Source organism: Sorangium sp. So ce296, from assembly GCF_051529605.1.
Lineage (GTDB): Bacteria > Myxococcota_A > Polyangia > Polyangiales > Polyangiaceae > Sorangium > Sorangium cellulosum_D.
The window spans coordinates 4,982,131-4,997,777 of record NZ_CP150325.1; the positions used below are offsets into that span (position 1 = coordinate 4,982,131).

A 15,647-nucleotide genomic window follows, 5' to 3' on the forward strand; every position below is an offset into this window, starting at 1 on the left:
ATGACCGGCGAGAAGAATCTGCGTGCGTATCTCGAGGGGCTCACCACGTCGCTCCGCCAAGCTCGCCGGCGGCTTTCGGACATCGAGGGCAAGCAACGCGAGCCGATCGCCATCGTCGGCCTCGGGCTCCGCCTCCCCGGCGGCGCGGTCGATCCCGAGAGCCTCGGGAGCTTCCTCGAGCGCGGCGTCGACGCTGTGGCGCCGATCCCTGCGAGCCGCTGGGACGCGGACGCGATCTACGACCCCGACCCGAACGCCATCGGCAAGAGCTACGTGCGAAGCGCGGCGCTCCTCGACCGCGTCGACCTCTTCGACGCCGCCTTCTTCGGCATCAGCCCGCGCGAGGCGAAGCACGTCGATCCGCAGCACCGCCTCTTGCTCGAGACCGCGTGGCAAGCCCTCGAGGAGGCGGGGATCGTCCCCGCTTCGCTGAAGGACACGAAGACGGGCGTCTTCGTCGGCGCGGGCGCGAGCGAGTACGCGACGCTGCGGGGCGACGCGGAGAAGGCCGACGCGTACGCGACGATGGGCACGTCGACGTCCTTCGCGGCGGGCCGGCTGGCGTTCACGCTCGGCGTGCAGGGGCCTGCGCTCTCGGTCGACACGGCGTGCTCGTCGTCGCTCGTCGCGCTCCACCTCGCCTGCCAGTCGCTGCGGCGCGACGAGTGCGACCTCGCCCTCGCCGCCGGCGTGCAGGTGATGGCGTCGCCCGAGCCGTTCGTGCTCATCTCGCGCACGCGCGCGCTCGCGCCCGACGGCCGCTCGAAGACGTTCTCCGCGAGCGCCGACGGCTACGGGCGCGGCGAGGGCGTCGTCGTCCTCGCGCTCGAGCGCCTCCGTGACGCGCGCGCGAACGGGCACCCGGTCCTCGCCGTGATCCGTGGCAGCGCGATCAACCACGACGGCACGTCGAGCGGAATCACCGCGCCCAACGGCAGCTCGCAGCAGAAGGTCCTCCGCGCGGCTCTCGAAGACGCCGGGCTCGCTCCGACCGACGTCGACGTCGTCGAGTGCCACGGCACGGGCACGTCGCTCGGGGACCCCGTCGAGGTCCACGCGGTCGCGGCCGTGTACGGCGAGGATCGCCCCGCCGAGCGTCCGCTCCTCCTCGGCGCCGTGAAGACGAACATCGGCCACCTCGAGGCCGCCGCCGGGCTCGCTGGCGTCGCGAAGGTCGTCGCTGCGCTGCGACGCGCAACGCTCCCGCCGACGCTCCACACGCACCCGCCGAACCCGCACGTCGCGTGGGAGACGCTCCCGCTTCGCGTCGTCGATGCGGCGCAGCGCTGGGACCGCCGCGCCGACGGAGCGCCACGGCGCGCCGGGGTCTCAGCGTTCGGCTTCTCGGGCACGAACGCGCACGTCATCGTCGAGGAAGCGCCGGCGCCCGAAGGCGCGACGGCGCCCCAGGCCGAGCGCGCGTGCGCCCACGCGTCGCCGCTCCCCGTCGTGATCTCGGCGAAGACGGAGGGCGCGCTCCGCGGGCAGGCGGAGAGGCTCCACGCGCACCTCGCCGCGCGCCCCGAGCTCGCGCTCGCCGACATCGCCGCGTCGCTCGCGACGACGCGCTCGCACTTCGAGCATCGCGCGGTCGTCGTCGCGCACGACCGCGAGGCGGTCCTCACGGCGCTCGATGGCCTCGCGCGAGGGGCGAACGCGAGCCCGCCACCGGGCACGCTCGTGGGCGGGGACGCGCCGAAGGGGAGGCTCGCCATCCTGTTCACGGGGCAAGGCGGGCAGCGCGCGGCGATGGGACACGGGCTCTACCAGGCGTTCCCGGTGTTCCGAGACGCGCTCGATGCAGTCTGCGCACACCTCGATCGCGATCTCGATCGCCCGCTCCGCGAGGTCCTCTTCGCGCCGAAGGGCTCGGAGCTCGCGAGGCTCCTCGACGAGACCGTCTTCACGCAGACCGCGCTCTTCGCGCTCGAGGTTGCGCTCTTCCGGCTCGTCGAGGCGTGGGGCGTCGCGCCCGACGCGCTCCTGGGCCACTCCGTCGGCGAGATCACCGCCGCGCACGTCGCGGGCGTGCTCTCGCTCGAAGATGCGTGCACCCTCGTGTCGGCGCGCGCGCGCCTCATGCAAGCCTTGCCCGCGCGCGACGCGGCGATGGTCGCGATCGCCGCCTCCGAGGGCGAGGTCGCGGCGGTGATCGCCGCGCGCGGAGAAGGCGGGGCGCGCGCGACGATCGCTGCGATCAACGGTCCGTCGTCGACGGTGGTCGCGGGTGACCGAGACGCCGTCCTCGACGTCGCCGCCCGCTTCGAAGCGCTCGGGCGCAAGACGTCGCGCCTCCGCGTGAGCCACGCGTTCCACTCGCACCACATGGACGGGATGCTCGACGCCTTCCGCCGCGTCGCCGAGGGGCTCACGTTCCACCCGCCGCGGATCCCGATCGTGTCGAACGTGACCGGCCAGCGCGCTGGCGACGGGGAGCTCTGCTCGGCCGACTACTGGGTCCGACACGCGCGGAGCGCCGTCCGCTTCGCCGATGGCCTGGGAACCCTGCACACCGAGCGGGTCTCCACGTTCCTCGAGCTCGGGCCGCACGGCGTCCTCTCGGCGCTCGGGCAGAGCGCGCTCGAGGCCGACGCGCCGAGCCGCGCGCTCTTCGTGCCCACGCTCCGCGCCGATCGAGACGACGGGGACGCGCTCGTCACGGCGCTCGGCGCGCTCCACGCGCGCGGTCACCGGGTCGACTGGAGGGCGTTCTTCGCGCCCCTCGGCGCGCGCCGCGTGCCGCTACCGACGTACGCGTTCCAGCGCGAGCGCTTCTGGGTCGACGACGCCCCGCCCGAGCCCCGCGAGGCTGCGCAGCCCGCGCCGGACGAGGCGCGCTTCTGGCGCGCGATCGAGGAGAGCAACGTCGACATGCTGCGCGACGCCCTCGGCGTCGCGCCCGAGGGGGAGGAGCGTGCGGCGCTCTCCACGCTGCTCCCGGCGCTCTCCGCGTGGCGGCGAAAGGGACAGGTGCTCGGCCTCGTCGACGCGTGGCGCTACCGCGTCGCGTGGAGGCCGATCGCGGCCACGTCGCGCGGCGACGCCTCCGGGACGTGGCTCGTCGTCCGCGCGGCGGGCGCGTACGACGGCGTCGTCGAGAGCGTCGTGCGCGCGCTCGAGGGGCGCGGCGGCGACGTCGTCACGTTGGGCCTGGGGGCCGACGCGTGCGCGCGCGCGGAGCTCGCGGCGCGCCTGCGGGAGGCCGTCGCAGGGCGCGGGGCGCTCCGCGGCGTGCTCTCGTTCGTGGGGCTCGACGACGGGCCCTCGACGTCGCAGCCGGCGGTGCCCGCGGGGCTCGCGCGCACGCTCACGCTCGTGCAGGCGCTCGGCGACGCGGCGCTCGACGCGCGCGTGTGGCTCTTCTCGCGCGGCGCGGTCTCCGTCTCCCGGGCCGACGCGATCGTGAGCCCGGCGCAGGCGGCGACGTGGGGGCTCGCGCGCGTGGTGTCGCTCGAGCACCCGGAGCGCCTCGGCGGGGCGGTCGACCTCGCGTCGAGCCTCGGCGCGTCCGGAGCGCTGGACGCAGCGGCGATCGACCACCTCATCGCCGCGCTCGGCGGCGCGCTCGCGGGCGAGGACGAGCTCGCCCTGCGCCCGGAGGGGCTCTTCGCGCGACGCCTCGTGCGCGCTCCCCTCGGCGAGGCGCCGCGGCCGCGCGCGCCTCGAGGCACCGTCCTTGTCACGGGAGGCACGGGGGCGCTCGGCGCGCACGTCGCGCGGCTCTTCGCGCAGCGGGGCGCGAAGCACCTCGTCCTCACGAGCCGGCGAGGGCCCGACGCGCCCTCCGCGCGCGCGCTCCACGACGAGCTCACCGCTCTCGGTGCGCGCGTGACGATCGCCGCGTGCGACGTCGGCGATCGAGCGGCGCTCGAGGAGCTCTTCGCGGCGATGCCGGCGGACGCGCCGCTCTCGACGGTCGTGCACGCCGCGGGCGTGCTCGACGACGGCGTGCTCGACGCGCTGACGCCGGAGCGGCTCGACGCGGTCTTCCGCGCGAAGGCGCTCGCCGCGCGCCACCTCGACGAGCTCACGCGGTCGCGCGATCTCGACGCGTTCGTCCTGTTCTCGTCGGCGTCGGGCGTCTTCGGCAGCGCCGGGCAAGGCAGCTACGCCGCGGCGAACGCGTACCTCGACGCGCTCGCGGAGGCGCGGCGCGCACGCGGCGTCACGGCGACGTCGATCGCGTGGGGCGCGTGGGCAGGCGGCGGGATGCTCGAAGACGCGGTCGCGTCGGACCTCCGGCGCTCGGGCCTCTCGCCGATGCGGCCCGAGGTCGCCACCGCGGCGCTCGCGCACGCGCTCGACCACGACGACGTCGTCGTGACGATCGCCGACATCGACTGGGCGCGCTTCGCGCCGTCGTTCGCCTCCGTCCGCGAGCGCCCGTTCGTCTCCGAGCTCCCCGAGGCGAAGCGCGCGCAGGGCGCGCTCGCCGCGAACCCGGCGCGCCCGGACGAGAGCGCGCTGCTCACGGCGCTCCGCGCGCAGAGCGACGACGATCGCCTCCGCCACCTCGTCGGCCTCGTGCTCGGCGAGACCGCGGCCGTGCTCGGACACGCGGACGCATCGCGCGTCGACGCGCACAAGGGGTTCTTCGATCTCGGCCTCGACTCGCTCATGGCGGTCGAGCTTCGCCTGCGCCTGCAAAAGGCGACGGGCATCCGCCTGCCGTCGACCATCATGTTCGATCAGCCGTCGCCCGAGCGCGTCGCGACGTTCCTGCGCGACGCGCTCGCGCGCACGCTCGGCGAACGCGGAGACGTGGACGCGGCGCTCGTCGCGCGGACGCGCCACGACGGCGAGCCGGTCGCGATCGTCGGCCTCAGCCTCCGCTTGCCGGGCGGCACCGGGGATCTCGCGGGGCTCTGGGACCTGCTCGAGCGCGGCGTCGATGCGGTCGGCCCGATCCCCGCGAGCCGCTGGGACGCGGACGCCGCGTACGACCCAGATCCGGACGCGAAGGGAAAGAGCTACGTGCGGAGCGCGGCGCTCCTCGACCGCGTCGACCTCTTCGACGCCGCCTTCTTCGGCATCAGCCCGCGCGAGGCGAAGCACGTCGATCCGCAGCACCGCCTCCTGCTCGAGGCCGCGTGGCAAGCCCTCGAGGAGGCGGGGGTCGTCCCCGCGTCGCTGAGGGGCTCGAAGACGGGCGTCTTCGTCGGCGCCGGAGCGAGCGACTACGCGCTCCTGCAACGCGACTCCGACGAAGACGACGCGTACGCGGCGATGGGGACCGCGTCCGCGTTCGCGGCGGGGCGGCTCGCGTTCACCCTCGGGCTCGAGGGGCCGGCGCTGTCGGTCGATACGGCGTGCTCTTCGTCGCTCGTCGCGCTCCACCTCGCGTGCCAGTCGCTGCGCCAGGGCGAGTGCGACCTCGCGCTCGCCGCGGGCGCGCAGGTGATGGCGTCGCCGGAGGCGTTCGTCCTGCTCTCGCGCACGCGCGCCCTCGCGCCCGACGGGCGATCGAAGACGTTCTCCGCGAACGCCGACGGGTTCGGCCGCGGAGAGGGCGTCGTCGTCCTCGCGCTCGAGCGCCTCAGCGACGCGCGCGCGAACGGCCGGCCGGTGCTCGCGGTCGTCCGCGGCTCGGCGATGAACCACGACGGCGCGTCGAGCGGGATCACTGTCCCAAACGGGACGGCGCAGCAAAAGGTCCTGCGCGGCGCGCTGGACGACGCCGGCCTCGCCCCCGCGGAGATCGACGCCGTCGAGTGCCACGGCACCGGCACGGCCCTCGGCGACCCGATCGAGGTGAACGCGCTCGCCGCCGTCTACGGCGAGGGGCGCCCGGCAGATCGCCCGCTCCTCGTCGGGGCGATCAAGACGAACATCGGCCACCTGGAGGCGGCGGCCGGGCTCGCGGGTGTCGCGAAGGTGGTCGCGGCGCTGCGCAACGGCGCGCTGCCCGCGACGCTGCACACGAGCCCGTTGAACCCGCACCTGGCGTGGGACGAGCTACCCGTGCGCGTCATCGACGGCGCGCGCCCGTGGCTGCGGCGGGCGGAGGACACCCCACGACGCGCAGGAGTCTCCGCATTCGGGCTCTCGGGCACGAACGCGCACGTCATCATCGAGGAGGCGCCGGGGGACGCGGACGCCTCCGCAAGCGCGGCGACGGCGGAGGCGTCTGCTGGGCGCGAGCTGCCGTTCGTGCTGTCGGCGAAGACGGAGGCGGCGCTCCGCGCGCAGGCCAGACGCCTCCACGCCCACGTCGCCGCGAACGGCGAGCTTTCGCTCGCCGACCTGGCGTTTTCCCTCGCGACCACGCGGTCGCATTTCGACGAGCGCGCCGCCGTCGTCGCGTCCGACCGCGACGCGCTGCTTCACGGGCTCGACGCCCTCGCGCGCGGAGAGCCCGCGCCCGAGGCGGTCGCTGCGTCGACAGTTTCCTCGGGGAAGCTCGTCTTCGTCTTCCCCGGACAGGGCTCGCAGTGGCCCGAGATGGCCTCCGCCCTGCTCGACTCCGAGCCCGTCTTCCGCGAGCAGCTGCTCGCCTGCGAGGGCGCCCTGGCCCCCCACGTCGACTGGTCGCTGCTCACCGTCCTGCGCCACGGCCGCGACGGCGACGCTTCGCTCGACCGCGTCGACGTGGTCCAGCCCGTGCTGTTCGCGGTCATGGTGGCCCTCGCCGCCATGTGGCGCGCGATGGGCGTCGAGCCCGACGCCGTTGCCGGACACAGCCAGGGCGAGATCGCCGCCGCGTACGTCGCGGGCGCGCTCTCGCTCGAAGACGCCGCCAAGGTCGTCGCGCTCCGCGCCCGCGCCATCACCAGGCTCGCCGGACGCGGGGCCATGGCGGCCATCGAGCTGCCCGCCAGCGAGCTCGACCGCTACCTGGATGGGCTCGACGGCCGCGTCGGCATCGCCGCCATCAACAGCCCGCGCACCACGCTCGTCGCCGGAGACGTCGCCGCCGTGGACGCGCTCGTCAGCGCGCTCTCCGCCGCCCAGATCTTCGCCCGCAAGGTGCGCGTCGACTACGCGTCGCACTCCGAGCACGTCGCCGCCATCGAGAACGAGCTGCTCGGCGACCTCGGCGGCATCAGCCCGCGCGCCAGCGCCCTGCCCATCTACTCCGCCGTCACCGGCGAGAAGCTCGATGGCCAGGCGCTCGACGCGGCGCACTGGTACCGAAACCTACGCCAGACCGTCCGCTTCGAAGACGCCACGCGCGCTCTGCTCGCCGACCAGCACCGCTTCTTCGTCGAGGTCAGCCCACACCCCGTGCTCTCCCTCGCGCTGCGCGAGACCATCGACGACGCCGGCCTTTCTGCCGCCGTCGTGCCGACCCTCCGTCGCGACGAGGGACACCGCGCGCGCTTTCTGCTCTCGCTCGCCGAGCTGCACGCGCGGGGACACCGCGTGGTGTGGAGCGCCCTGTTCGACGCGCATCGACCCCGCCGCGTCCCGCTGCCCACGTACGCGTTCCAGCGCGAGCGCTTCTGGCTCGATGCCCCTCGCGCCCGCGCCGACGTCGCCGCCGCCGGGCTCGCGTCCGCCGAGCATCCGCTGCTCAAGGCCTCGGTCGCGCTGGCGGGCTCGGACGGGTACCTGTTCACCGGACGCCTCTCGCTGGCCGAGCACCCGTGGCTGGCGGGGCACGCGGTCTTCGGCGAGCCCATCCTCCCAGGCACCGCCTTCCTCGACCTCGCGCTCGCGGCCGCACACCGCGTCGGCCTCGATGCCGTCGACGAGCTCACCCTCGAAGCCCCCCTCGCGCTCCCCGCGACCGGCGGCGTGGTCGTGCAGATGGCGCTCGGGGCCACCGACGACGACGGGCGGCGCTCGCTCACCGTGCACGCGCGGCCGGACGACGCGGGCGATGACGCGCCGTGGACGCGGCACGCGACGGGCGCGCTCGGGCCGCGCGCCGCGGGCGCGTCGCTCGACGTCGGCGCGTTTCCGCCCGGAGACGCCGCGCCGCTCGCGACGGCCGGGCTCTACGATCGCCTCGCGCGCGCCGGGCTCGCGTACGGCACGGATTTCCAGGGGCTCCGCGCGGTGTGGAAGCGCGGCGACGAGCTCTTCGCCGAGGTCGTGCTCCCGGAGGCGACGGCGCGCGACGCCGCCCGGTTCGGGCTGCACCCCGCCGCGCTCGACGCCGCGCTCCACGCGCTCGCCGCAGAGGTTCTGGACGGCGGCGAGAAGGCGCACGTGGCGATGCCGTTCTCGTGGAGCGGCGTGTCGCTCCACGCCGTCGGCGCGTCGACGCTGCACGTGCGGATCGCGCGTAAGGGCGGCGACACCGTGGCGCTCGCGATCGCCGACGCTGCCGGGCAGAAGGTGGCGAGCGTCGACGCGCTCGCGCTGCGCCCCGCGTCGGCTACCCGCGTGCGCGGGGCGAAGCCGCGAACGGGGCCGGTGCACGACGCGCTCCTCCGCGTCGATTGGATCGAGCTGCCGAGCGGCCCGGAGGGCGCGGCGCCTCGGGCGTGGGCGATCCTGGGGAGCGACGCGCGCCTCGCGAGCGCGCTCGAGGCGGCCGGAGCTCACGTCACGCGGCACCGCGACCCTGGCGCGTGGATCGATGCAATCGGCGGCGGCGGGGCTCCGGAGGTGGTCGCCGTCCTCGCGTGCACGACGCGCCCTGATGCGCCGAGCGGCGCCCTCGCGGCCACGCACGGCGCCGCGGCGGACGCGCTCGCAGCGCTCCAGGCGTGGCTCGCCGAAGAGCGCCTCGCGTCGTGCGCGCTCGTGGTGCTGACCGAGCGCGCCGTGGCCACGCGGCCCGACGAAGACGTGCTCGATCTCGTCCACGCGCCGGTGTGGGGCCTCGTGCGCGCGGCGCAGGTCGAGAACCCGGATCGCGCGTTGCTCCTCGTCGACGTCGACGCCGACGACGCTTCGCGAGCCGCGCTCCCCGCGCTCGTCGCCGCCGCGGTCGCGCGCGCCGCCGACGCGAGCGAGCCGCAGCTCGCGCTGCGCGAGGGGCGGCGCCTGGTTCCGCGCCTGGGTCGGCTGGGCGGCGACGACGCGCTCGTGCCGCCGAGCGCTGCGGCGTACCGGCTCCACGTCGCGGCCAAGGGCACGATCGAGAGCCTCGCGCTGGTGCCCCACGAGGAGGCGACGAGGCCGCTCGCCGAGGGGCAGATCCGCGTCGCGGTGCGGGCGGCGGGGCTGAACTTCCGCGACGCGCTCGACGCGCTCGGCATGTACCCCGGCGACCCCGGGCCCCTCGGCGCCGAGGGGGCGGGCGTCGTGCTCGAGGTCGGCCCGGGCGTGACGGAGCTCGCCCCAGGCGACCGCGTGATGGGCCTGCTCAGCGCGGCGTTCGGGCCCATCGCGCTCGCCGATCACCGCATGGTGAGCCGCATCCCCGCGGGGCTGTCGTTCATCGAGGCGGCGAGCATCCCGGTCGTCTTTCTGACCGCGTACTACGGGCTGGTCGATCTCGGCCGCCTGCGCCCCGGCGAGCGCGTGCTGGTTCATGCCGCCGCCGGCGGGGTCGGCATCGCCGCCGTCCAGCTCGCCCGCCACCTCGGCGCAGAGGTCTTCGCCACCGCGAGCCCGCCCAAGTGGGCCACCCTCCGCGCCCTCGGCCTGGACGACGACCACATCGCCTCCTCGCGCTCGGCCGACTTCGAAGCGCACTTTCGCCGCACCAGCGGCGGGCGCGGGGTCGACGTGGTGCTCGATTCGCTCGCCCGCGAGCTGGTCGATGCCTCGCTGCGCCTGGTCGCCCTCGCGCCCGACGGGCGCTTCGTCGAGATGGGCAAGAGCGACGTCCGCGACCCTGTGGCCGTGGCCGCGTCGCACCCGAGCGTCGCGTACCGCGCGTTCGACCTCGCCGAGGCGGGCCCCGAGCGCATCCAGGCGATGCTCGCCGAGCTGGTCGCCCTGTTCGAGCGCGGTGTTCTGCGCGTGCCGCCTATCACCCCGTGCGACCTCCGCCGGGCGCCGCAGGCCTTCCGCGCCCTGGCCCAGGCCCGCCTCGTGGGAAAGGTGGTGCTGACCATCCCGCGCGCCCTCGACCCGCGCGGCTCCGTCCTCGTCACGGGAGGCACCGGCACCCTCGGCGCGCTGGTGGCGCGCCACCTCGTCCAGCGGCACGGCGTGCGCAGCCTGGTGCTCTCTTCGCGAAGAGGCCCGGCCGCGCCCGGCGCGGACGACCTCCGCCGCGAGCTCGAAGCCGCAGGCGCCTCGGTCGCGATTGTGGCCTGCGACGCGGGCGATCGCCTGGCCCTCGAGCGCCTGCTCGCCGGCATCCCCGCCGACCGTCCCCTCACCGCGGTCGTCCACGCCGCCGGGACCCTCGACGACGGCGTCCTCACCTCGCTCACCCCAGAGCGCCTGCGCTCCGTCATGAGCGCGAAGGTCGACGCCGCCGCGCACCTCGACGAGCTCACCCGCCCGCTCGATCTGTCCGCCTTCGTCCTCTTCGCGTCGCTCTCGGGCGTGCTCGGGAGCCCAGGGCAGGCGAACTACGCCGCGGCGAACACGTTCCTCGACGCGCTCGCGCACCAGCGGCGGTCGCGCGGCCTGCCCGCGGTGTCGCTCGACTGGGGGTACTGGGCCGAGAGGACCGGGCTCACCGCGCACCTCGGAGACACGGATCTCCAGCGCATGGCGCGCGGTGGGCTCCGTCCGCTCACGACCGACGACGGGCTCGCGCTCTTCGACGCCGCGCTCGCGCACGTCGACGCCGCGCTCGTCGCGGCGCCGTTCGACCCCGTCGCGCTTCGCGCCCACGCGGTCGCGCCGATCCTCCGCGGCCTCGTGCGCGCCGGCGCCGCGCGGCGCAAGCTCGCGAACAACGCGGCGTCCGCGGCGCCCCTCGCGCAGCGCCTCGCCGGCCTCGCGCCGAAGGAGCGCGAGCGCGCGATGATCGACGTCGTCCGCCCGGAGATCGGCGTCGTCCTCGGCCTGCCCCCGTCGCGTCACCTCGACGGCGACCGCCCGCTGAAGGAGCTCGGGCTCGACTCGCTCATGGCGGTCGAGCTGCGAAACCGCCTCGCCGCGATCGTGGGGACGCGCCTGCCCGCCACGCTGCTCTTCGATTATCCGACGCCGACGGCGCTCGCGCGCTTCCTCGCGACGGCGCTCGTGGGGCGAGGCGACGCGGCCGCCGCACCGAGCGCGGCACGCGCAGCTTCCGCAGGCGCGTCCGACGACGCGATCGCGATCGTCGCCATGGCCTGCCGCTTCCCGGGCGGCGTCCTCACGCCCGAGGACCTCTTTCGGCTCCTCCGCGAGGGGGGCGACGCGATCTCCGCGTTCCCCGAGAACCGTGGCTGGGATCTCGACGCGCTCTCGGACGGCGCGGCCCGCCAGGGAGGCTTCCTCCACGACGCCGATCTCTTCGACGCGGCGTTCTTCGGGATCAGCCCGCGCGAGACGCTCGCGCTCGACCCGCAGCAGCGCCTCCTCCTCGAGATGACGTGGGAGGCGCTCGAGCGCGCCGGCATCATCCCCGCGTCGCTCCACGGCTCGAAGAGCGGCGTCTTCGTCGGCGTCTTCGGGAGCGACTACGTCGCGCGCCTCCTCCACGGCCCGAGCGGCGCGCAGGCGATGGAGTCGCTGCGCGGGTACATCGGCACCGGGAGCGCCTCGAGCGTCGCGTCGGGGCGTATCGCGTACGCCCTCGGCCTCGAAGGCCCGGCGATCAGCGTCGACACGGCGTGCAGCTCGTCGCTCGTCGCGCTCCACCTCGCCTGCCACGCCATCCGTCGAGGCGAGTGCTCGCTCGCGCTCGCCGGCGGCGTGACCGTGATGGCGACCCCCGGGATCTTCGGCGAGTTCAGCGCGCAGCACGCGGGCGCGCCGGACGGGCGGTGCAAGTCGTTCTCGGCGGACGCGAACGGCGCGGGCTGGTCGGAAGGCGCTGGGATAGTGCTCCTCGAGCGCCTGTCGGACGCCCGGAAGAACGGGCACCCCGTGCTCGCGATCGTGCGCGGATCGGCCGTCAACCAGGACGGCAAGAGCCAAGGGCTAACGGCGCCGAACGGCCCCGCGCAAGAGCGCGTGATCCGGGACGCGCTCGCGAGCGCGGGGCTCGCCCCCGCGGACGTCGATGCCGTCGAGGCGCACGGCACCGGCACGACGCTCGGCGATCCCATCGAGGCGCGCGCGCTCTTCGCGACGTACGGCGCGGCGCACGCGAAGGATCGCCCGCTGTGGCTCGGGAGCCTCAAGTCGAACCTCGGGCACACGCAGGCCGCCGCGGGGATCGGCGGCGTCATCAAGATGGTGCTCGCGCTGCAGAGCGGCGTCCTCCCGAGGACGCTCCACGCCGCGAGCCCGTCGCAGCACATCGATTGGTCGTCCGGCGCGATCCGCCTCTTGACCGAGGAGGTACCGTGGAAGCCGGGCGGGTCTCCTCGGCGCGCGGCGGTGTCGTCGTTCGGGATCTCCGGCACCAACGCGCACGTGGTCCTTGAGGAAGCGCCGCCCGCGGCGGCCGGCGACGACCAGGCCGCGGAGCCCGCCCGCGCGCCTCTCGCGCCGCCGGTGCCGGTGCTCCTCTCGGCGAAGAGCGACGCGGCGCTCCGCGCTCAGGCGGGCAAGCTCCACGCATACCTCGCCGAGCACGAGGACGTCGCCCTCGTCGACGTCGCGGCGTCGCTCGCGACCACGCGGTCGCATTTCGAGCGTCGCGCCGCCGTCGTGGCAGACGATCGCGCCGCGCTGCTCTCGGCGCTCGCGGCGCTCGCGGAGGGGCGCGCGGGGGCAGGAACGGTCGCGGGCGAGGCGCTCCCGCCGGGCAAGGTCGCCTTCGTCTTCCCCGGCCAGGGCTCGCAGTGGCCATCGATGGCGCGCGCTCTGCTGGCCTGCTCACCCGTCTTTCGGGCCGAGATCGAGGCGTGCGAGCGCGCCCTGGCGCCGCACGTCGACTGGTCGCTCCTCGCCGTGCTCGGCGGCGACGAAGCGCACGCCGCGCCCATGCTCGAGCGCGTCGACGTGGTGCAGCCCGTGCTGTTCGCCGTCATGGTCGCCCTCGCCGCCACCTGGCGCGCCGCCGGAGTCACGCCCGACGCCGTCGTCGGCCACAGCCAGGGCGAGATCGCGGCCGCCTACGTCGCCGGCGCGCTCTCGCTCGAAGACGCCGCCAGGGTCGTCGCGCTCCGCTCGCGCGCCATCACGAAGCTCGCTGGACGCGGCGCCATGGCCGCCGTCGAGCTCACCACCGCCGACCTCGAGGCGCGCCTTGGGCCCTTCGGCGGACGCCTCGCGATAGCGGCGATCAACAGCCCTCATGCGGCCCTCGTCTCCGGAGACCCCCACGCCATCGACGAGCTCGTCGCAGACCTGAGCGGGGCGCAGCTGTTCGCCCGCAAGGTCCGCGTCGACTACGCCTCCCACTCCGCCCACGTGGAGGCCATCGAGCGGACGCTGCTGGAGGCGCTCGACGGCATCGCGCCGCGCCCGGCGACCGTGCCGCTGTACTCCGCGGTCACGGGCGAGAGGCTTGATGGCGAGGCCCTCGGCGCCGCCCACTGGTACCGAAACCTGCGCCACACCGTCCACTTCGAGCACGCCACCCGCGCCCTGCTCGACGACGGCCACCACTTCTTCGTCGAGGTCAGCCCTCACCCCGTGCTGACCGTCGCCCTGCGCGACACCATCGACGCCTCGGGACACGACGCGGTCGCGTGCGCGTCCCTTCGGCGCGACGAAGGAGATCTCGCGCGCTTCAATCTCTCGCTCGCCGAGCTCCACACGCGAGGCCTCGCCGTCGACTGGCGCGCCTTCTTCGCCCCCTTCGCGCCGCGCACCGTCGCGCTCCCGACCTACGCGTTCCAGCGCGAGCGCTTCTGGCTCGATGCTCCGAAAGCGAGCGGCGTCATCCCCGCCGCTGCGTCGCCGGCGGAGGCGCGCTTCTGGAGCGCGGTGGAGGACGGCGACGTGGCGACCGTGACCGACGCGCTCGACGTCGGCGACGACGAGCGCCGCGCGGCGCTCGCGACCCTCCTCCCGACGCTCGCGACGTGGCGGCGCGCGCGCCGCGCGCAGAGCACGATCGACGCGTGGCGCTACCGCGTCGCGTGGAGAGCCCTCACCGCGCCGCCGAAGGGTGACGTCGCCGGGACGTGGCTCGTGGTCGCGCCCGAGGTCGCCGGCGCGCTCGCGGACGGCGTCGCACGCGCGCTCGAGGCACGCGGGGCGCGCGGCGTGCTCGTGCCCGTCGACGCCGAGGATGCGGCGCGTACGCCGCTCGCGGGGCGCCTCCGTGCTGCCGCGGGCGGCGAGGCGATCCGCGGGGTGATCTCGTTCGCGGCGCTCGACGAGCGCCCGGCGCCGCTCGAGCCCTCCGTGCCCCTCGGGCTCGCCGTCTCGCTCGGCCTCGTGCAGGCGCTCGCCGACGCGGCGATCGACGCGCCGCTCTGGCTCGTCACGCGCGGGGCCGTCGCGGTCGGGGCATCCGAGCGCGTCACGCGCCCGCTCCAGGCGATGACGTGGGGCCTCGGGCGCGTCGTCGCCCTCGAGCACCCCGAGCGCTGGGGCGGGCTCGTCGATCTCGGCGAGGAGAGCGCGCCCGACGCGAACGGCGCGCGCGACGCGAACGTGCACGATCGGCTCGCCGACCTCGTGGCGCGCCGTGACGACGAGGACCAGCTCGCGTTGCGCGCCGCGGGGACCTACGTGCGGCGCCTCGTCCGCGCCCCGCACGACGGCGCGCGCGCCCCCGCGTTCGCGCCGCGTGGGACGGCGCTCGTCACGGGCGGGACCGGCGCGCTCGGCGCGCACGTTGCCCGCTGGCTCGCGCGGATCGGCGCCGAGCACATCGTGCTCGCGAGCCGCCGCGGAGCCGCGGCCCCCGGCGCGGCCGCGCTCGCCGAGGAGCTCTCGGCGCTCGGCGCGCGCGTGACGCTGGCTGCGTGCGACGTCGCCGATCGTGAGGCGGTCGCGGCGCTCGTACGCGACGTCGAGGCCGGCGGCGCGACGGTGCGCGCCGTGTTCCACGCGGGCGGTGCGATGCACGAGGCGCCGGTCGCCGCCATGCGCGTCGAGGAGCTCGCCGACGCGATCGCCGCGAAGGCCCGCGGCGCGCAGCACCTCCACGACGTCTTCGCGCAGCGCCCGCTCGACGCGTTCGTCCTCTTCTCGTCGGGAGCGGGTGTGTGGGGCGGTGGGCGGCAAGGCGCGTACGCCGCGGCGAACGCGTTCCTCGACGCGCTCGCCGAGGCGCGTCGCGCGGATGGCCTCGCGGCGACCTCGATCGCGTGGGGCGCGTGGGCGGGCGGCGGGATGCTCGCGACCGACGCCGAGCGGCGCTTGAAGCACCGCGGCGTCGCGCCGATGGATCCGGAGCTCGCCGTCGCGGCCCTCGCGCACGCGCTCGATCACGCCGAGACGTGCCTCGCCGTCGCTGACGTCGACTGGGCGCGCTTCGCCCCGTCGTTCGCCTCGGCGCGTCCTCGCCCGCTCCTCGACGAGCTCGCGGAGGCGCGATCGGCGCTCGACGCGCTGCGCGAGCCACCGGACGACGCGCGCACGGCCGCCGGTCCCGAGCCCGCAAGCACGCTGAGGGCCACGCTCGCGGCGCTCCCGGAGGGCGAGCGCCACCGCCACCTCCTCGCGCTCGTGCGGACGGAGACGGCGGCGGTGCTCGGGCACGCGGACGCGTCGCGCGTCGAGCCGAACCGCGGGTTCTTTGACCTCGGGCTCGACTCGCTCATGTCCGTCGAGCTCCGCAGGCGCGTCCAGCG

General features: G+C 75.7%; 1 protein-coding gene (running past one end of the window). It reads left to right on the plus strand.

The window, feature by feature from the left end; all coding sequences use genetic code 11:
* Positions 1 to 15,647: the 5' portion of a type I polyketide synthase gene (locus tag WME98_RS18655; protein WP_437952504.1), read on the plus strand. It continues 349 nt past the right edge of the window; 15,647 of the gene's 15,996 nt are visible here — the first part of the coding sequence; the start codon lies at positions 1 to 3; the stop codon falls past the right edge of the window.